This is a genomic window from Neorhizobium sp. DAR64872/K0K18, assembly GCF_050500175.1.
GTDB lineage: Bacteria > Pseudomonadota > Alphaproteobacteria > Rhizobiales > Rhizobiaceae > Neorhizobium > Neorhizobium soli.
On sequence record NZ_CP191446.1, the window covers coordinates 1,058,356 to 1,076,406 of the forward strand.

The 18,051-nt window shown below is 60.2% G+C and carries 20 protein-coding genes; 3 read left to right on the forward strand and 17 right to left on the reverse strand.

The features are described from left to right. Positions 1-28 precede the first annotated feature (28 nt). The 4 genes from pip to cysS form a co-directional block, all read right to left on the reverse strand. On the reverse strand, positions 29-988 hold the full coding sequence (gene pip, locus ACQY1P_RS10510; protein WP_430256364.1) for a prolyl aminopeptidase: 960 nt from the start codon (positions 986-988) through the stop codon (positions 29-31). Continuing rightward, positions 985-1,488 carry a GFA family protein gene (locus tag ACQY1P_RS10515; RefSeq protein ID WP_113111107.1) on the reverse strand — a complete coding sequence of 168 codons (504 nt, stop codon included), beginning with the start codon at positions 1,486-1,488 and terminating at the stop codon, positions 985-987. Before ACQY1P_RS10515 ends, pip begins: the two co-directional genes overlap by 4 nt. Further along, positions 1,485-1,997, reverse strand: coding sequence for a GFA family protein (locus ACQY1P_RS10520; protein ID WP_430256365.1), 513 nt, complete (start codon positions 1,995-1,997; stop codon positions 1,485-1,487). Before ACQY1P_RS10520 ends, ACQY1P_RS10515 begins: the two co-directional genes overlap by 4 nt. Before the next feature lie 138 nt (positions 1,998-2,135). Beyond that, positions 2,136-3,533, reverse strand: coding sequence for a cysteine--tRNA ligase (cysS, locus tag ACQY1P_RS10525; RefSeq protein ID WP_430256366.1), 1,398 nt, complete (start codon positions 3,531-3,533; stop codon positions 2,136-2,138). 357 nt (positions 3,534-3,890) lie between these two features. On the opposite strand from cysS, the gene ACQY1P_RS10530 reads away from it, so the two are divergent. Further along, positions 3,891-4,118 carry a hypothetical protein gene (locus tag ACQY1P_RS10530; RefSeq protein ID WP_062453357.1) on the forward strand — a complete coding sequence of 76 codons (228 nt, stop codon included), beginning with the start codon at positions 3,891-3,893 and terminating at the stop codon, positions 4,116-4,118. Positions 4,119-4,139: 21 nt separating this feature from the next. On the opposite strand, the gene ACQY1P_RS10535 is transcribed toward ACQY1P_RS10530, so the two are convergent. From ACQY1P_RS10535 to alr, 8 genes are all read right to left on the reverse strand, one after another. Then, complete coding sequence (locus ACQY1P_RS10535) at positions 4,140-4,721, reverse strand: DedA family protein (protein ID WP_174195923.1); 582 nt, start codon at positions 4,719-4,721, stop codon at positions 4,140-4,142. Positions 4,722-4,762: 41 nt separating this feature from the next. Then, on the reverse strand, positions 4,763-5,503 hold the full coding sequence (locus tag ACQY1P_RS10540; protein WP_430256367.1) for an SDR family NAD(P)-dependent oxidoreductase: 741 nt from the start codon (positions 5,501-5,503) through the stop codon (positions 4,763-4,765). 84 nt (positions 5,504-5,587) lie between these two features. Next, complete coding sequence (purF, locus tag ACQY1P_RS10545) at positions 5,588-7,090, reverse strand: amidophosphoribosyltransferase (RefSeq protein ID WP_062579838.1); 1,503 nt, start codon at positions 7,088-7,090, stop codon at positions 5,588-5,590. 135 nt (positions 7,091-7,225) lie between these two features. Further along, positions 7,226-7,813, reverse strand: coding sequence for a CvpA family protein (locus ACQY1P_RS10550; protein ID WP_062579839.1), 588 nt, complete (start codon positions 7,811-7,813; stop codon positions 7,226-7,228). Positions 7,814-7,967: 154 nt separating this feature from the next. Next, entirely contained in the window at positions 7,968-9,371 is a 1,404-nt protein-coding gene (gene radA, locus ACQY1P_RS10555) for a DNA repair protein RadA (RefSeq protein WP_062453352.1), read from the reverse strand. A gap of 4 nt (positions 9,372-9,375) precedes the next feature. Beyond that, entirely contained in the window at positions 9,376-9,687 is a 312-nt protein-coding gene (locus ACQY1P_RS10560; protein WP_430256695.1) for a type II toxin-antitoxin system RelE/ParE family toxin, read from the reverse strand. Beyond that, a complete protein-coding gene (locus ACQY1P_RS10565; RefSeq protein WP_062453351.1) occupies positions 9,669-9,926 on the reverse strand; it encodes a ribbon-helix-helix domain-containing protein in 258 nt (85 codons plus the stop codon). Before ACQY1P_RS10565 ends, ACQY1P_RS10560 begins: the two co-directional genes overlap by 19 nt. 76 nt (positions 9,927-10,002) lie before the next feature. Then, complete coding sequence (alr, locus tag ACQY1P_RS10570) at positions 10,003-11,169, reverse strand: alanine racemase (RefSeq protein WP_430256368.1); 1,167 nt, start codon at positions 11,167-11,169, stop codon at positions 10,003-10,005. 256 nt (positions 11,170-11,425) lie between these two features. On the opposite strand from alr, the gene ACQY1P_RS10575 reads away from it, so the two are divergent. Further along, on the forward strand, positions 11,426-11,800 hold the full coding sequence (locus ACQY1P_RS10575) for a tudor domain-containing protein (RefSeq protein ID WP_062579845.1): 375 nt from the start codon (positions 11,426-11,428) through the stop codon (positions 11,798-11,800). A gap of 93 nt (positions 11,801-11,893) precedes the next feature. Here ACQY1P_RS10575 and ACQY1P_RS10580 read toward each other — a convergent pair whose 3' ends face one another. The 5 genes from ACQY1P_RS10580 to rpsF all read right to left on the reverse strand — a co-directional run bounded on the left by ACQY1P_RS10580 (position 11,894) and on the right by rpsF (position 16,143). Further along, positions 11,894-13,396, reverse strand: a complete 1,503-nt coding sequence (locus ACQY1P_RS10580) for a replicative DNA helicase (protein ID WP_062579847.1) — start codon at positions 13,394-13,396, stop codon at positions 11,894-11,896. 266 nt (positions 13,397-13,662) lie between these two features. Further along, on the reverse strand, positions 13,663-14,241 hold the full coding sequence (rplI, locus tag ACQY1P_RS10585) for a 50S ribosomal protein L9 (RefSeq protein ID WP_062579849.1): 579 nt from the start codon (positions 14,239-14,241) through the stop codon (positions 13,663-13,665). A gap of 20 nt (positions 14,242-14,261) precedes the next feature. Next, complete coding sequence (locus ACQY1P_RS10590; RefSeq protein ID WP_113111099.1) at positions 14,262-15,239, reverse strand: DUF2232 domain-containing protein; 978 nt, start codon at positions 15,237-15,239, stop codon at positions 14,262-14,264. Between the two features lie 164 nt (positions 15,240-15,403). Next, positions 15,404-15,652: a 30S ribosomal protein S18 gene (gene rpsR, locus ACQY1P_RS10595; RefSeq protein ID WP_062453345.1), complete on the reverse strand. Its 249-nt coding sequence runs from the start codon at positions 15,650-15,652 to the stop codon at positions 15,404-15,406. 23 nt (positions 15,653-15,675) lie between these two features. After that, positions 15,676-16,143, reverse strand: a complete 468-nt coding sequence (gene rpsF, locus ACQY1P_RS10600) for a 30S ribosomal protein S6 (RefSeq protein WP_062453344.1) — start codon at positions 16,141-16,143, stop codon at positions 15,676-15,678. A gap of 361 nt (positions 16,144-16,504) precedes the next feature. Here rpsF and ACQY1P_RS10605 point away from each other — a divergent pair, with 361 nt between their 5' ends. Beyond that, positions 16,505-18,007 carry a Dyp-type peroxidase gene (locus ACQY1P_RS10605; RefSeq protein WP_430256369.1) on the forward strand — a complete coding sequence of 501 codons (1,503 nt, stop codon included), beginning with the start codon at positions 16,505-16,507 and terminating at the stop codon, positions 18,005-18,007. Positions 18,008-18,051: the final 44 nt, after the last annotated feature.

Sequence of the window (18,051 nt, forward strand, 5' to 3'; positions counted from 1 at the left end):
GGGCGAGACGCCCCGCAAGCTTTCGCATTTATGCCTTCCCCGCAAACCGATCCGTCGCCCGGATCAGTTGATCCGTAATCCCCGGTTCCGATACGGCATGTCCAGCGCCTTCGATGATGTGGAAATCTGCGTCGGTCCAGACCTTCGACAACTGGTAGGCGTATTTGAGCGGGCAGGGCATGTCGTAACGGCCGTGCACGATGATGCCCGGAATGCCCTTGAGTTTTGTCGCATCACGCAGCAGCTGGCCTTCGTCAAGCCAGCCGGCATTCATGAAGAAGTGGTTTTCGATGCGCGCGAAGGCGATGGCGTAATGGTCTTCGCCGAAGCCTTCGGTCAGCGCCGCATCGGGAAGCAGGGTGATCGTCGATCCCTCCCAGATGCTCCAGGCCTTGGCCGCCTCGAGCTGCGCTGCCGTGTCTGATCCTGTCAGGCGGCGGTGATAGGCGGCCATCATCTCGTGGCGCTCATCCTCGGGGATCGGTGCGACAAACGCCTCGTATTTGTCGGGAAACATCTCCGAGACGCCGAACTGGTAGTACCAGTCGAGTTCGGCTCTGGTGAGCGTATAGATGCCGCGCAGCAGCAGCTCGCTTACCCGCTCGGGATGTGTCTCTGCATAGGCGAGGCCGAGCGTCGAACCCCAGGATCCACCAAACACCTGCCACTTGTCGACGCCGACCATCTCGCGCAGCCGCTCGATATCGGCGACCAGATGCCAGGTCGTGTTGGCCTCAAGGCTCGCATGCGGCGTCGACTTGCCGCAGCCGCGCTGGTCGAACAGAAGGATGTCGTAGAGTTCAGGATCAAACAGCCGTGACTGGATCGGCGTGATGCCGCCTCCGGGGCCGCCATGCAGGAAGACGACGGGTTTTGCCCCCTTCGTGCCATGCCGTTCGAAATAGATCGAGTGACCGTCGCCAACATCGAGCGTACCGGTCTCAAAGGCAGTCGTTGCCGGGTAGAGCGTGCGCAGCACTTCCGTCATAGATGCAGACCTTTCGCGGGCCAGTTTTCCGTATCGTGATCGGGATGCTGGAAGGAGATGATCTGCTCCTGCTTCGAATAGTAGTCTGTATCGCCATGAACGGGAGCGTCGAAGATCGTTTCCACCCAGGGCAGCCGGAAAGCGTGGTTGACCTGCACCTGCGGCATCAGGTCGTCGCGCTCGTCGAAGGCACCGATGGCGATATCGAGGCTGGTCGGCGTACGATAGGTGAGCGGCGTGCCGCATTCCGCGCAAAAGCCGCGGTCGATATTAATCGAGGACTGGAAGTATTTCGGCTCCCCGCGGGTCCACTCGACCCCACTCTCAGCACCGTCCTGCGGCGCTGCGACAAGCGGCCCGAAGAAACCGCCGAACGCCTTCTGGCACATCCGGCAATGGCAGATGGAGGCACGACCGAGCTGTCCGTTGATCCTGAAACGCACGGCGCCGCACTGGCACCCGCCGGTTCTCGGCTGACCGGCTTTTTCCGTTTCACTCATGCGTCGTCCTCCTTCGTCATTCCGCGATCGGCGGGAACTGTTTGCCACGTCTGTGTATCGTGATCCGGGTGCTGGTTGGAAACGATATCGGAAAGGAATGGCGCCTCGTCGATATCATCCATCGTATCGTGCCCGGGCAGGGTGTGCAGATGATCCACGAACGCCACCTTGCCTTCGGTGCCATACTGGACCGACGGCGGCAGCACCGATGGATCGTCGAAAGCACCGGCCGAAACCGCGATACCGTCCGCCGCCTCATAGGTCAGCGGCGTGCCGCAATTGTCGCAGAAGCCGCGCCGAACATGGTTCGAAGAGTGGAAGTATTTCGGCTGTCCGCGCGTCCAGGAAAAGCCGGTGCCGCGGGTGGAGACGAGGGGCGCATAATAGGCACCGAACGCCTTCTGACACATGCGGCAATGGCAGATCGAGACATGGTCGGGCTTGCCGTCGAGGCGAAAACGCAGGGCGCCGCACTGACAGCCGCCGGTGTAAATGTCATGGCTCGTCATGCATTGCCCCGTAGCGAGGTCTGACGGCCGCGACTGCCCACAGGGTTTGCTTGGCGCTCTGCACTCATGTCATCCTCCCTCATCCTTTGGGTGGTCCCGTGCGAAAAGCATAGGACCACCCCGCCCATGCGGCAAGCGTTAGCGCTTTACCTCCCACGTGGTCACCCGTTCGCCGGTTTCGGCGTTCTTGCCATCCTTCAGCTGGATGCCCTTGGTTGACAGTTCGTCACGGATGCGGTCGGCTTCGGCGAAGTTCTTCGCTTTGAGCATTTCGAGACGCAGCGCGACGAGCACATCCACCGCTTCTGCAAGCGCCCCGTCGACTTCCGTCTTTTCCGGCGCGACGCCGAGAAGGGCGGCACTGGCGGCAAACATCGGCAGCAGCGTGCTGTCGGCATTGGCTTCCTGCGCCAGTGCGTGGATGCGCTGGATCGCGGCAACCGTGTTGAGGTCGTCGGCGAGCGCGTCGAGGACGATCGGGCAGGGCTGCGTGCTTGAAGGAATGTCGGCGAGGTCGACGGCCGGCCATTTGGCAAGAAGCCGCTCGGCCTCCTCGATGCGCTTGATCGAGAAGTCGATCGGCTCGCGGTAATGCGTCATCAGCATGGCGAGGCGCAGCACCTCGCCCGGCCACTTGCGGCCGCCGAATGTATCGGTATCCAGCAACTGGTTGATGGTAATGAAATTGCCGTCGGACTTCGACATCTTGCGGCCTTCGACCTGCACGAAGCCGTTATGCATCCAGACATTCGCCATCACGTCGGTGCCATGGGCGCAGCGCGACTGGGCAATCTCGTTTTCATGGTGCGGGAAGATCAGGTCCAGCCCGCCGCCATGGATGTCGAAGACTTCGCCGAGATAGCGGCCGCTCATCGCCGAGCATTCGATATGCCAGCCGGGGCGACCGCGTCCCCAGGGGCTGTCCCAGCCGGGTTCGTTGTGGGAGGAAAGCTTCCACAGCACGAAATCACCCGGGTTCTTCTTGTGCGCATCAACAGCGACGCGCGCACCCGCCTGCTGCTCATCCAGCGGACGCTTGGAAAGCTGGCCGTAATCGGCCATCGACTTGGTGTCGAACAGCACTTCGCCCTCGGCGACATAGGCGTTGCCGTTGCCGATCAGCTTTTCGATGATAGCGATCATCTGCGCGATATTGTCCGTGGCGCGCGGCTCGATGCTGGGCTCAAGGCAGCCAAGGGCCGCGACGTCGTCGTGGAACTGCTTTGCCGTCTTTTCGGTCACCGCATGGATCGCATCGTTGAGCGCAAGATGCGGAAAATCGCGCAGCGCCCGGGCGTTGATCTTGTCATCCACGTCGGTAATGTTGCGCGCATAGGTCACGTGTGCGTCGCCATACACGTGCCGCAGCAGCCGGAATAGCACATCGAACACGATCACCGGCCGGGCGTTACCGATATGGGCGAAATCATAGACCGTCGGGCCGCAGACATACATGCGGACGTTGTCGGCATCGATGGGCTCGAACGCCGTCTTTGCGCGGATCAAGGTATTGTATAGCTTGAGCGTGACGCTCATCGAAAAATCTCCCAACATCCTGACAACGCATGCATCTATGGCGAGCGGACCAGAGCGTTTGTCTTCAAAGCTTTTCGAGAGACGAAAACGGCCAGGCCAGCGCTTTACGCTGAGCGAATAATGATCCCGCAGATGGAAATCGCCGTGTTCATCCGTCGTTTATGGCGCGAGGCCACTGTTTGGTCAAGAGATTTGCTGATGCGTTCCCGGTCCGAAATCCCATCGAAAAAGCTGTTGAAAAGCGGTTTACACCGCCCGCGTTTAGTTACCGGTTAATCTTAACCAAAACCTGTGTTTTGCGTTTTGTCCATTCTGCCTAATATTAGAAATCACTGATGAAGAGTGGGAGGCAGGGTCATGGACGTAAGAACGACCTTCGTGGGAAAGCCGCTTGATCCGGGTGAGCTGGAACGGCTGGCGCGAATATACAACGTCGCGCGCTGGATGACCGGTCGCTCCAGGCACGATCCGTCTGCCGCAAGGCTGGCGGCCATGGCAATTCGCTTCTACCAGCTCGGCGTGCGCGACGACGATGTTCTTCTCGAAAAGGTGCTGAGCACCCATTCGGCTCTCACGAGCAACTGAGATGTCCGAACGGCGTGCGACCTAATTTCGGGTTCCCGCCCACATGCGTGACAACGTCTTGCGCGCCAGGAATGCGGTGACGGCAACCGCAACAAGGATTACGCCGAGGGCTGCGAGCATGTGAACATGCAGTCTCAAATGTCCAAACAGCGCCTCGACCGCGTTGCCGAACAGGTACCCGATCGCCGTTATCCCGACGCCCCAGACGAATGCGGCGATGAGATTGAGAAAGAAGAAGCGAAGAGGCGAGATGCCGGAAAGTCCGATCATCAAGGGACTGACGGTGCGGATGCCGTAGATGAAACGGAACGAGAGGATGAAGCCCGTCGGATGCGCAGCAAGCAGGGTGCGGACGCGTTCTGCAGCCTTTACCCTCATCATCCGCTGGACGATTGCCACGCGGTTGGCGTGGCGGCCCGCAAAAAACAGCGCCTGGTCAGCGATCAGCGATCCCAAGAAGGCACCCGCCGCGGCCTGCCAGTAGGGCATGAGGCCGCGGTGGGAAATCACGCCGCCGAGAAACGCTGCCGTCTCGCCCTCGACAGCCGCTCCCAGAAACACGGCCACCGGTCCATACTCACCGATCAACTGTTCCAGGCTCATGACTAGATTCCCCCAAACGTCCGGGCTGTCGGTCTATCCGGTTATTCCGGCATTCTGAAATCGACGAACCGGTTTTCGCGCACCACGAACATGCGGCCACTGTCGGTAAGCTCTGGCGAGGCGAGGAAGAGAATCTTCTGCGCCACCTCTGAAGGATGCGGCAGTGTCTCCGGATCTTCGCCAGGCACGGCCTGCGCCCGCATCGCGGTCCTCGTGGCGCCCGGGTTGACCATGTTGACCTTGAGCGTCGTGTGCGTGTTTTCCGCAGCCCAGATGCGGCCCATGGTTTCCACAGCCGATTTCGAGATCGCGTAGGCACCCCAGAAAGCCGGGGCCTTTGCGGCAGCGCCTGACGAGAAGAGCAGGGCGCGACCCGCATCGGATCGCACCAGCAGAGGCTCCACGGAGCGGATCAGCCGCCACATCGAGGTGACGTTGGTCAGCATCACCTTTTCGAACACTTTCGCCTCGATATGCCCAAGCGGCGAAATCGTACCAAGAATGCCGGCATTGGCGACGAGGATGTCGAGCTTGCCCCACCGTTCGAAGATCGAGGCACCCAGCCGGTCGATCGCGTCCATGTCGGTGAGATCGAACGGCACGAGCGTTGCCGAGCCGCCTGCAGCCTTTATCGCGTCGTCCAGCTCTTCCAGCCCGCCGACGGTGCGCGCAGTGGCGATCACATGCGCGCCGGCCTTTGCCAGCTCCAGTGCCGTGAAGTAACCGATGCCGCGCGAGGCGCCGGTCACCAGCGCAATCCTACCCTTCAAGTCGATCGTCATTGTTCCATCCCTGCCAGTCGCGACCAAAAAAGAAGGCCGCGTTCCCGCAGCCTTCTAAAACGTTCATGATCGATTGAAAACCATTCAGCCGTTGCTGGCCAGAAGCGACACCTTGCGGCCGACCGCTTCGCCGTCCTTGTCGAGAAGACGCGTCGGGTAGTCGCCGGTGAAATAATGGTCGGTAAACTGCGGCCGTGCATCGTTGCGGTCTTCGCCGCCGACAGCGCGGTAAAGCCCGTTGATCGACAGGAATTCGAGCGAGTCCGCGCCGATATATTTGCACATCGCTTCGAGGCTGTCGTACTGGTTGGCCAGAAGCTTTTCCCGGTCCGGCGTGTCGATGCCGTAGAAATCGGGATAGTAGATCATCGGGCTTGCGACGCGCAGGTGAACTTCCTTGGCGCCGGCATCGCGGATCATCTGGACGATCTTCAGCGACGTGGTGCCGCGCACGACCGAATCGTCGACCAGCACGACGCGCTTGCCCTCTATCATCGCCCGGTTGGCCGAATGCTTCAGCTTCACACCGAAAGCGCGGATCTGCTGAGTGGGCTCGATGAAGGTGCGACCAACATAATGGTTGCGGATGATGCCGTATTCGAACGGAATGCCGCTCTCCTGGGCGTACCCAAGAGCTGCCGGCGTGCCGCCATCGGGAACCGGCACGACGACATCAGCTTCGACAGGCGCTTCCTTGGCGAGGTTGATGCCCATGTTCTTGCGCGCCACATAGACCGAGCGGCCGCCGACAACGGAATCGGGACGAGCGAAATAGACGTATTCGAACAGGCAGAGCCGTTCCGGCTGGCCATTGCCGGCCTTGCGGGCATCGATCGAGATCGAGCCGTCTGACTGGATCTCGCAGATGATTACTTCGCCGTTTTCGACGTCGCGGATGAACTTGGCACCGATAATGTCGAGTGCGCAGGTTTCGGAGGCAAACACAGGCTTGCCGTCGAGTTCGCCCATCACGAGGGGACGGATACCGGTCGGATCACGCGCCGCGATCAGCTTAGTGCGGGTGATGGCAAGCATCGAATAACCGCCTTCCATCTGCCTGATGGCATCGATGAAGCGGTCTGCGGTGGAGGAGTAGCGCGAGCGCGCGATGAGGTGAAGGACGACTTCCGTGTCGGATGTCGACTGACAGATGGCGCCGCCGGCGATCAATTGCCGGCGCAGCGTGAGACCGTTGGTGAAATTGCCGTTGTGGGCAATCGCGATACCGCCGACTTCCAGTTCCGCAAACAGCGGCTGGACGTTGCGAAGAGCGACTTCGCCGGTTGTTGAATAGCGGTTGTGGCCGATCGAGATATTGCCGGGAAGCTTCGCGAGCGTGACCGGGTCCGTATAGTGATCGCCGACCAGGCCCATCCGGCGCTCCGAATGGAAGCGCAAACCGTCGAATGAGACGATACCGGCGGCTTCCTGACCGCGATGCTGCAGGGCATGCAGGCCGAGCGCCGTCAGCGTTGCCGCATCCGGGTGACCGAGGACGCCAAACACGCCGCATTCTTCATGAAGGGTGTCTTCGTCCCATACGTTGGAGCGGTTGACATCGAATGTTTGCGATCCCGGCTGCTGCATCTGGCCGTACCCTTTCAGGAAAAATGGAAAGGCTGGCCGAGGGAGATTTCCCCCGGAGACCAGCCCGTCTATCATCAGATTTCGAATGTTACCACAAATGGTGATGGTGTGCGCTGCATCAAGCGCAACACAGCGTCAATTATTTGTAACCGGTGCGTCTTCGGCCGGCGTCTGGTCGGTACCAACAGCGCCATCCACAGGCGCTTCTTCCTTGCCGAGGATACGGGCGCGGATCTGCGGCTCGATATCGGCTGGCAGCACGGCTTCGAGGCGTCCGACCAGCGTATCGAGGAACGGCTTCGACTTGGCGTTGGTGACCCAGGTCGGCTGGGCACTTTCAGCGACCAGCCAGTTCCAGAAGGCAACGGCCACGACGAGAAGCAGGATGCCGCGGGCAGCTCCGAACAGGAAGCCGAGCGTGCGGTCGAGCGCACCGATGCGGCTGTCGATGATGAAGTCGGCGATCCTGGATGTGATGAAGGAGATGATGATCAGCGCCACGAGGAAGATGACGCCAGCCGAACCGGCAATGGCGATGCGGTGATCGGATGTGTACTTTTCCGCGTAAGGGACAAGCAGCGGGTAGAGATAGTAGGCGGCGGCAATGGCGCCGGCCCAGCTTGCGATCGACAGAACCTCGCGGGAGAAACCGCGAACCATGGCAAGCACGGCCGAAAACAGGGTGACGCCGATGACAATACCGTCAAAGATGGTGATGGGCATGTAAACTCTACTCCAGAACCTGCCGTTGCATGCCTGCCGTCTTGGTGAAGCCAATGTGGGCCAGCCGTTTTCGTGCTTGGATGAGGGTGGAGTTCCCAGCCTGATCCAGAGCGTCGAGCGCGTGTCTTACATCAGCCGTGGCGTTAACGGAAGATCAATCATCTTCCTCCTGCTTCCCCAGTTTTTTGACCGAACCGGCGATGCGCGACACCAAATCCGGCAGGTCCTCGATCATCGTCCAGCGGGCGCTGGAACCCTTCGGCAACTCGGCGGATGTGGCCGGCAGCATGGCACCGGAAAAGCCCAGCTTTTCAGCTTCCTTCAGTCGCTGCGCCGTCTGCGACACGGGGCGCACCGCACCGGAGAGACTGATTTCGCCGAAGAAAACATGATCGGCCGGAAGAGCGATGCCGGCAAGCGAAGAAACAAGCGCGGAGGCGATCGCCATATCGGCGGCCGGCTCGGAGATGCGATAGCCGCCGGCGACGTTCAAATAGACGTCGTGCTGACCGAGCCGCACGCCGCAATGGGCTTCGAGAACCGCAAGGATCATGGCGAGACGCGAGGAGTCCCAGCCGACCACCGCGCGGCGCGGCGTGCCGAGCGAGGTTGCCGCCACCAGCGCCTGAACCTCGACCAGGACCGGCCGTGTGCCTTCCATACCGGCAAAGACCGCAGCCCCCGGAGATTTGGCATTGCGTTCGCCGAGAAACAGTTCCGACGGGTTGGTGACCTCGCGCAGACCCTTGTCGGACATTTCGAACACGCCGATCTCGTCGGTCGGGCCGAAGCGGTTTTTTACCGTGCGCAGGATGCGGTAATGATGGCCCCGGTCGCCCTCGAAATAAAGCACCGCATCGACCATGTGCTCGACCACGCGCGGACCGGCGATCTGGCCTTCCTTGGTGACATGGCCGACCAGAACCATGGCGGCACCCGTCTGCTTGGCAAAGCGGATCATCGCCTGCACGCCGGTGCGCACCTGGGTGACGGTTCCTGGCGCCGAATCGGCCGTATCGCTCCACAGCGTCTGGATCGAATCGATGATCACGAGATCCGGCCGCTTGCCTTCCGACACCGTGGCGAGAATGTCCTCGACATTGGTTTCGGCCGCCAGAAGCACTTCCGTATCGGCAGCACCCAGCCGCTGGGCCCGAAGGCGAACCTGAGCGACGGCTTCTTCGCCGGATACATAGATGATGCGATGACCGCGACGCGAAAGGGCGGCTGCCGCCTGCATCAGAAGCGTCGACTTGCCGATGCCCGGATCGCCACCGATCAGCACCGCCGACCCGCGCACGAACCCGCCGCCGGTGGCACGGTCGAGTTCGGAAATGCCGGTATGGATGCGCGGTGCTTCCTCGGTTTCACCGGAAAGAGCCGTCAGCGTCACGGCGCGGCCCTTTTTCGGCACCTTGCCGGGACCGGAGCCGATGCCGCCCATCGGATCTTCCTCGACGATCGTATTCCATTCGCCGCAGCCTTCGCACTTGCCAGCCCAGCGGCTATGCACCGTGCCGCAGTTCTGGCACACGAATTGAGTTTTAGGTTTTGCCATGAGATCAGGTTTCGTCAGTCTTGAAGAGGTCGGGATGAAGGTTTTGATGGCCGTGCAGGACCCGGACGATGCGGACAGCCGTTTCCGTTCGGCGGAAATAGATACAGCGCTTGCGGTATGGGAGTGCTTTGAGACCGGGTGTGAGATTATCGCGCGGCGAACCTGGAAAACCGGTGAAGGCAATCCACGCAGCCTTTCGAGTAAGATCTCGGACGAAGTGGCCGGCCGCGACCGGATCGTCGACGGCGATGTACAGGAATATGTCGAGGAGATCCTGATCGGCCAGCGGGGAATAAATCAGCTCTTTCGGTTCAATATGCGCATCCCCCGTTCGATGATCGAATCCGCGTGTGTGTCGGCATTGTCGAAACGCACGAACTCGCCTCTCTCCAGCTGGGCATCCGCCTCGGCGATCATCGTCCTCAAGAGCTCGTCTTCGCTTCCAAGACGGCTTAGTCCCGCCGCGACGACATCCTCAGCGCTTTCATAAGCGCCCGTCTTCACCTGCTCTTCGATAAACGCCAGAGCCTCGTCATTGAGATGGATCTCGGTCATTTCGATCTCCTTTTGTTCCCATTTAGCACGAAGATTTCGCCCGCGAAAGAGGGGATCTCCGCATGCGCTTGCGGTCTCACTCGTCGGCGTAAAGATACCGCCGCTCGTATCGCAGGCCAAGGCTGGTGAGGAGTTCGTAGCCGATCGTGCCGGCCGCGCGCGCGACGTCGTCGAGCGGCATGTTGGGACCGAACAGCTCGATATAATCGCCGGTGCGAACATCGCGTTCCGGCACATCGGTGATGTCGAAGATCGTCAGGTCCATGGTGACGCGCCCGACGACCGGCACGCGGTGGCCGGCGATGAAGCCCAAACCGCCTTCGTGAATGCTGTCGCGGATCGGAACGCCGGAGCCGGACAGCGACCGCTTGTAGCCATCCGCATAGCCCGCCGCGACGATCGCCAGCCGGCTGTCGCGGGTCAGGCGGTGTGTGCCGCCATAGCTGACGGTTTCGTCGGTCTTGGCGCTGCGGATCTGGATGATGCGCGCCTCGGCCTTGGCGACCGGCCGCATCGGATTGCTGACGCCACCGACAGCCTCGCCGCCATAGACGGCAATTCCTGGGCGCGTGAGGTCGAAATGGTATTCGGAGCCGAGCATGATACCGGAAGACGCCGCAAGACTTGCAGGAATGCCTTCATAAGCCGCCGCAACCTTCTGGAATGATTCAAGCTGCTGGCGGTTGAAGGAAGAGGAGGGCGTATCGCCGCTGTGCAGATGCGACAGAACGAGGACGGGCGAGAAACTCGCCGGCCGCGACACGTCGTCGGCAAAGGCGAGCGCGTCCTCCAGCGGAATGCCGAGCCGGTTGAACCCGGTATCGATATGCAGCGCGCAAGGATGATCGCCGTGTTCTGCGGTCACCGCCATCCAGAAGCTGAGTTGCTCTTCTGAAACGAGGACTGGGACCAGTCCATGTTCATAGAACGTCCCTTCCTGACCGGGCCAGACGCCTGACAGCACATAGATGCGGGCATCCGGCGCATAGGTTCGAAGCGTCACACCTTCCTGAACCACGGCCACGAAAAAATCGCGCGCGCCGGCCTCGTAAAGCGCCGTACCGCAATCCTCGAGACCCAGCCCATAGGCATCCGCCTTGACCACGGCCGCAGTCGAGGCATTGCCGGAGAGATCAGCCATCTCCCGCCAGTTGTCGGCAAGCGCTACGAGATCGATGGTCAGCCGGGCAGGGGCGATATCGAATTCGTCGAAAGGCAGGGCGTCGTCGTCGAAATCTGTCATGAGCGCTCAGCAGAATGGATCGGATCGACGCCAATCCTTACCCGTTTCCACGGCCGGAAAAAGACATATGGGCGAGATTTTGCGCGCTGCACGCTTTTTTCCAATATCCCAAGCAATCCAGTAAAAACAGAAATATCGACGATGTATTAATGTAGTGTTCAGTTTGTATTATGTACCAGTTTTACTGTTCGTTTAATTGGGTTTCCCCGCGCCATTGAGTCGCGGAACGGTGGGATTTATATTTGGGGAGACTAATGTGAAAAATGTACTTTCAATCATATTGGCAGCAAGCTTTCTTGCTTCCGGCGCGTCTGCAGCCTTGGCGCAGACGAAGGGCGACTGGGTTCTCGGCAACTATAAGGGCGCTGGTTACTGGTTTCCGGGTGTCATCGAAAAGATCGGCGGTGGCAGCGTTACCATCCGCTACGATGACGGTGACCGGGAAACGGTGGCTTCGAGCGCGGTGCGTCCGTACGACTGGATGATCGGCATGAAGGTCGAATGCAACTACAAGGGCGCCGGCGACTGGTACCCGGGCAAGATCACCGCGCTGGCAGGCGAGAAAATCGGCATTGCCTATGATGACGGCGACAAGGAAAGCACCCGGACCGGACGCTGCCGGACCCAGTAGTCGATCAGCGACCTTAAACTGGTCGATGCCGGCCGCTTTGCGGCGGCGGGCATTGACCATCTTATCACAGAGACTTGTGCCGCAATGAGCTCATCAATGCTCTTCGTATTGCGTGAAGCTCGGCTCCGCGAGATCTGCGAACCGCGTGAATTCCGCCTGGAAGGCGAGCTTGACGGTGCCGGTTGGTCCGTGGCGCTGCTTGGCGATGATGACGTCGGCCGTCCCCTTCACCTTGTCCATCAGCTGTTCCCATTCCGGGTATTTCGGATCGGCCATATCGCGCGGCTCTGAGTTCTTCACGTAATACTCTTCGCGGAACACGAACAGAACCACGTCGGCGTCCTGCTCGATCGAGCCTGATTCGCGAAGGTCTGAAAGCTGCGGGCGCTTGTCCTCGCGGCTTTCCACCTGGCGCGAAAGCTGCGACAGCGCGATGATCGGAACGTTGAGTTCCTTGCCAAGCGCCTTAAGGCCCGTGGTGATCTGCGTGATTTCCTGCACGCGGTTCTCGCCGGATTTGCCCGACCCCGTCATCAGCTGGATATAGTCGACCACGAGGCAGTCGAGGCCACGTTGGCGCTTGAGGCGGCGGGCGCGGGCAGAGAGCTGGGCGATCGAGATACCACCGGTCTGGTCGATGAACAGCGGCACTTTCTGCATCATCTGGCTGCAGGCGACGAGCTTTTCGAAATCGGCCTCGGTAATGTCGCCGCGGCGGATTTTTGACGAGGACACTTCGGTCTGCTCGGAGATGATACGGGTGGCCAGCTGTTCGGACGACATTTCGAGCGAATAGAAACCGACGACGCCGCCATTCTTGGCTTTCATCGATCCGTCCGGCTGGACCTCCGGCTCGTACGATGCTGCGATATTGTAGGCGATGTTGGTGGCAAGAGAGGTCTTGCCCATGCCGGGACGACCGGCAAGCACGATCAAGTCGGACCGCTGCAACCCGCCCATCTTGCCGTCCAGCGACATGATGCCGGTGGAAATGCCGGACAGATGGCCGTCGCGCTCGAAAGCCTGGCCAGCCATGTCGATAGCCAGGGCCACCGCGTCGTTGAACGACTGGAAGCCACCGTCGTAGCGGCCGTTTTCGGCAAGCTCGAACAGGCGACGCTCGGTATCTTCGATCTGGCTCTGCGGCGGCATGTCGAGCGGCGCATCATAGGCAATATTGACGACGTCCTCGCCGATGGTGATCAGCGCCCGGCGCAGCGCCAGATCGTAGATCGCCCGGCCATAGTCCTCGGCATTGATGATCGACACGGCTTCGGCAGCGAGACGGGCGAGATACTGCGCCACCGTCATGTCGCCGACCTTCTCGTCCGCGGGCACGAAATTCTTGATGGTGACCGGGTTGGCGGTCTTGCCCATGCGGATGATGTCGCCCGCCACTTCGAAGATCTTGCGGTGCAGCGGCTCGTAGAGATGGGTGGGCTTCAGAAAGTCCGAAACGCGGTAATAGGCGTCGTTGTTGACGAGGATCGCACCCAGCAGCGCCTGCTCGGCTTCGATGTTGTTGGGAGCCTCACGGTAGTGCGGCGCTGCATCCTTGTTGCTCAGCGATGCGATGTTGCGCGCGACTTCGTTCATGATCTCTGTCCGTCCTGTCCGTCGAAGTTGCCGGTTCTACTGGTAAATGCGCCGTGCTGAAACCGGCCTTTTGCCCCAGCGGCTTTTCCACAGCTATCCACAGCGCCATTTTGCCGGTGCCAGAAAGAACGCAGTGAAACGATGAATCCGGTTGACTGTGTTTCGCTGCGACTCAGTCATTGGTCGCATCAGTATAGCCCAAGAAGACAAAAAAACGCCCGGGCTGATGACCCGGGCGTTTCTCGAACTGGTTAGACGATGACGGCTTATTCGTCGTCTTCAGCGTTGCCGTCTGCGTCCGGATCGAAGAAGTCTTCCGGACGAAGCGCGTCTTCGTCGACGCCGTAGATGGCGTCAGCCGAGGTGAGGCTTTCGCCCTTGGCCTGGCGCTCGGCTTCTTCAGCGGAACGGGCAACGTTAACGGCGATTTCGGTTTCGACTTCCGAATGCAGGTGCAGAACGACCTTGTGCAGGCCGATTGCCTTGATCGGGGTGTTGAGATCGACCTGGTTGCGGCCGACGTTGAAGCCTTCGGCAGCCAGTGCCTCGAGGATGTCGCGGGCAGCGACCGAACCGTAGAGCTGGCCGGTTTCGCCAGCCGAGCGGACGATCACGAAGGTCTTGCCGTCAAGCGCGTCGGCAACGGTCTGGGCTTCGCCCTTGCGCTCCAGGTTACGGGCTTCGAGCGTTGCACGCTCGGATTCGAAGCGCTTCTTGTTGGCTTCGTTGGCGCGCAGCGCCTTGCCCTGCGGCAGAAGGAAGTTACGGGCAAAGCCGTCCTTGACCTTTACCGTTTCGCCCATCTGGCCAAGCTTGGCCACGCGTTCAAGCAGGATGACTTGCATGTTGTGGTTCCTTTCAAGTTTCAATTCGTAGGTGGTTCGTCTCTGCCGTCTGCAGATTTTGCAGGCGTCAGGGCAATGGTGCGGCGTGTGTCGGAAAGACCCAGCACGACAATGGCGATCGCCGGCAGGATAAGCATCGACGACAGGTAGCAGAGGACGAGAACCGGCAGGCGCCAGTCCTTGTCGCGTGTCCGAAAGTGAAGCGAGGCATAGCCCGCCATGAGAAAGCCGGCGCCGAATGTGCCGCAGACGACCGCGCCGATCATCGCCGGAGCGCCGCCGAAGAAAGTCATCACGGTGCCGGCGAGAAAGATAAAGATGGCATTGCGGTTCATGCGCAGCGCCGACGGCATGTCCTCACGCGGGCGAACCGCACGGCCGGAGCGGGACACGACGCGTACCGCGATATAGAAGGCCGCAAACAGCAGCGTTACCCAGATGCCGCCCTGGAACATCGGCAGCATCAGCACCAGCAGCGACTTGGTCTGGGAAAGGCTCGCGACATCGGGGGCGAGGGTGGGCTCCTGCGCCTGGAGCGCTGTCGTCATCGCATCGACCATCTGGTCGATCAGTTCCGGGCCATAGCCGATCGCAAAGCCGAGCGCGATCACGGCAATCGTGACGAGGCCGCAGAGATGCAGCAGAATGTCGGAAATCGGGTACCAGGCCATCAGATTGTCCGGGCCGCCGAGTTCGGAGGCGGGACGGGCAAGATTGGCAAGATGCGACAACCAGCCGGCGGGGATCAGCGTGAACACTGCCATGGCAAGCGCAAACATCGGCGACACGAGAAGTGCACCAAGTACGCCTGCGGTGACGACACCGACGATGGCGGCGCGATTGCCCCAGCCGAGGCCGGCAATCAGGATGGGAAGAGCGGAAGCCGCATAGAGAATGGAGGCAAACGACGACTGTGCGCTCGCACCCATGACAAGCACGGTGGCGATAACACCGGCAAGGATACCGGTCGGCAGCACTGTCTGGAACTTGTTCGTCACTTTGTCTCGCTGTCCTGCCACATCAAGCAGTTAGGGGATAGGCCGGGACGGATGTCGCAATGGCCTTGATCCCCAACATGGGGTTTTGGTTTTGCCGATCCGCGCCCAACGCGGAAGGGGAGATGGACCTGCCGGCTTTGACAGCCGGCAGGTCCGATATCAGATTACGACAGAACGTAAGGCAGCAGGCCGAGGAAGCGGGCGCGCTTGATGGCCTGGGCCAGTTCGCGCTGCTTCTTCTGGGAAACGGCCGTGATACGCGAAGGTACGATCTTGCCGCGCTCGGAAATGTAGCGCTGCAGAAGACGAACGTCCTTGTAGTCGATCCGCGGTGCATTCGCGCCCGAGAACGGGCAGGTCTTGCGACGGCGGTGGAACGGACGGCGTGCCGCGGAGGAGGATGAGTCAGCCATTGGTGTTTTCTCCTTCGAACCGATTAAGCGTCACGTGGCGGGCGCGGTGCGCGCTCGAAACCACCTTCACGCGGGGGACGATCGCCGAAATCGCGGCGCGGGCCACGATCGCCGAAGTCGCGGCGAGGACCACGGTCGTCGCCATCACGGCGCGGACGGTCGTCACGATCGCGCTTCTGCATCATTGCAGACGCACCTTCTTCGTGCTTCTCGACGGCAAGCGTCATGTAGCGAAGAACGTCTTCGTTGATGCGCATCTGGCGTTCCATCTCGTGCACGGCAGCTGCCGGTGCGTCGATGTCCATAAGGGCGTAATGCGCCTTGCGGTTCTTCTTGATGCGGTATGTGAGGGACTTGAGGCCCCAGTTTTCTACGCGCCCGACTTTGCCGCCATTTGCTTCGAGGACACCCTTGTACTGTTCTACGAGGGCATCAACCTGCTGTGCGGACATATCCTGTCGAGCAAGGAATACGTGTTCATAAAGAGCCATGTAAGCTTTGCCTTTCTTGCGGTTGTTTTGTCACCCGGGTTCGGCGGCTAAGCCTCAACGACTGCTCTTGGAATGGGGCAAGCCCAGGCAAGAAAAGCTGTTGTATCGAGACGGTCGAGAGCGGAGACACGGGAGGCCGGAACGCTTTTCGTTCCTACGGCCGCTCACGCGACCTACCCTCCGTTCAGCCACCAGCCAGAAGACCGGGTGTTTCGAACAAGGCGGCTTATACGGATTTTTGACGATAAGGCAAGGGGGAGGGGTTCGACGCTCGCAAAAATAGTTAAATGGACTTCATAGCACCTTGGGTTGTAATTTGGGTTCGGGTCAATTCGACCCTTTGCCAAGAGGAGCAGGAGGCATGGCTAAGCTCGATACTATTTTGAATACTACCATCACCTGGAAAAATTGGACTTCGGATGCGGATCTTCTTTCGCTTTTGTCGGACCTGCAGGCCAATATCCTGAAGGGGCACGGCAGAGATCATACCAAGAATGTCTTTCTCAGTTTCGCTGGCATGAAGTCTGATGCGGTCGCCGGCCTGCTGCGGGATCTTTCGTTCGTGACGACATCCGCGCTGACGCAACTGCGCGAGGCAGAAGCATTCAAGGCAACGAAACTCGGCGGCGAAACGGTCGTCAGCGTCTTCCTCAGCGCAAAAGGGTATGCAGCCCTTAGTTTGCCGGATGCCAACATTCCCGCCGATGCCTCATTCAGGGCCGGGATGCGGAACCGCGGACGGCTCAATCCGATGCCGCTTCCGTTTGCCGGTCCTCCAATCAATGATCCGGAAAAGGAGCACTGGGAAAAGGGTGAGGCTTGGGACAGCGCCAAGGACGACCCCGACGCCATGGTTCTGATTGCAGACGAACAGGCCTCACTTGTGGGCAATTCCTACAGCGCGTTGCAGAAGGTTTTCGCAAAGCACGGCGCAACGGTTCTGGGTTCGGACATCGGCCTGGCGCAGAGGCGCAAGCAGGCGGGCGGCGATGTTCGAGGCGAAGGCATCGAGCATTTCGGCTATGTCGATGGCATCAGCCAGCCATTGTTTCTGACCGAAGACTTCCTCGACAACAATGGAATGCCCAAACCTCGTGGCAAATGGGACGAGGAGTTCAAGGCCTCCCAGTTTGTCGTATCGGATCCGGGCAATCCCACGACATTTTCATGCGGCAGCTATTTCGTCTACCGCAAGCTCGAGCAGAACGTGAAGCTGTCCAAGCAGAGGGAACGTCTGCTTGCGCAGTCGGTGGATCCACAGAACCCCGATGAGGACCGCGCGGGTGCGATGGTTGTCGGTCGCTTCGAGGACGGAACACCGGCACTGCAGAGCGGTCCAGTGGCGGGCGCGCCAACCAATGACTTCGACTACACACTCGACCCGGTCGGGCTGAAATGTCCCGTTCGAGCGCATGTCAGGAAGACCAATCCGCGCACGCCGGGCGACGAATTCGAGCGCTCGCATATCATGGCGCGCCGAGGCATAACCTATGGCGATCGGGCACCCGATTTTTCAGATGAGCCAGACAAGGGAGTCGGTCTTATTTTCATGGCTTACATGGCCGACGTCAATCAGCAGTTCGAGTTCACCCAGAGTGCCTGGGCGAACAATACGTCGTTTCCATTCCAGCCGGCGGTTCCGGCGAAGAAAGGTGTCGATTTCATCATCAGCCAGGTCGCAAACAGTGGCGATCCGTCCGAAAAGGAATGGATCGATGGCCATAGTCAGCCACAAAAGGTCAGCGTGATGGATTTCGTGCAGACGGTGACCTTGATGGGCGGCGAGTACTTCTTCGCTCCATCGATCAGCTTCCTTCAGTCGGCACCATCCTTGATCGCAAACCCGCCGGCTGAGTTGTCGTAAAATAGCCGAGCGATTGAGCGGCGACAGAGATATATCCGGCGGCC

Bases quoted from the DNA above. Each gene is read 5' to 3' on its own strand.
- pip (WP_430256364.1), bottom strand. From the start codon at position 988: ATGACGGAAGTGCTGCGCACGCTCTACCCGGCAACGACTGCCTTTGAG.
- ACQY1P_RS10515 (WP_113111107.1), bottom strand. From the start codon at position 1,488: ATGAGTGAAACGGAAAAAGCCGGTCAGCCGAGAACCGGCGGGTGCCAG.
- ACQY1P_RS10520 (WP_430256365.1), bottom strand. From the start codon at position 1,997: ATGACGAGCCATGACATTTACACCGGCGGCTGTCAGTGCGGCGCCCTG.
- cysS (WP_430256366.1), bottom strand. From the start codon at position 3,533: ATGAGCGTCACGCTCAAGCTATACAATACCTTGATCCGCGCAAAGACG.
- ACQY1P_RS10530 (WP_062453357.1), top strand. From the start codon at position 3,891: ATGGACGTAAGAACGACCTTCGTGGGAAAGCCGCTTGATCCGGGTGAG.
- ACQY1P_RS10535 (WP_174195923.1), bottom strand. From the start codon at position 4,721: ATGAGCCTGGAACAGTTGATCGGTGAGTATGGACCGGTGGCCGTGTTT.
- ACQY1P_RS10540 (WP_430256367.1), bottom strand. From the start codon at position 5,503: ATGACGATCGACTTGAAGGGTAGGATTGCGCTGGTGACCGGCGCCTCG.
- purF (WP_062579838.1), bottom strand. From the start codon at position 7,090: ATGCAGCAGCCGGGATCGCAAACATTCGATGTCAACCGCTCCAACGTA.
- ACQY1P_RS10550 (WP_062579839.1), bottom strand. From the start codon at position 7,813: ATGCCCATCACCATCTTTGACGGTATTGTCATCGGCGTCACCCTGTTT.
- radA (WP_062453352.1), bottom strand. From the start codon at position 9,371: ATGGCAAAACCTAAAACTCAATTCGTGTGCCAGAACTGCGGCACGGTG.
- ACQY1P_RS10565 (WP_062453351.1), bottom strand. From the start codon at position 9,926: ATGACCGAGATCCATCTCAATGACGAGGCTCTGGCGTTTATCGAAGAG.
- alr (WP_430256368.1), bottom strand. From the start codon at position 11,169: ATGACAGATTTCGACGACGACGCCCTGCCTTTCGACGAATTCGATATC.
- ACQY1P_RS10580 (WP_062579847.1), bottom strand. From the start codon at position 13,396: ATGAACGAAGTCGCGCGCAACATCGCATCGCTGAGCAACAAGGATGCA.
- rplI (WP_062579849.1), bottom strand. From the start codon at position 14,241: ATGCAAGTCATCCTGCTTGAACGCGTGGCCAAGCTTGGCCAGATGGGC.
- rpsR (WP_062453345.1), bottom strand. From the start codon at position 15,652: ATGGCTGACTCATCCTCCTCCGCGGCACGCCGTCCGTTCCACCGCCGT.
- rpsF (WP_062453344.1), bottom strand. From the start codon at position 16,143: ATGGCTCTTTATGAACACGTATTCCTTGCTCGACAGGATATGTCCGCA.
- ACQY1P_RS10605 (WP_430256369.1), top strand. From the start codon at position 16,505: ATGGCTAAGCTCGATACTATTTTGAATACTACCATCACCTGGAAAAAT.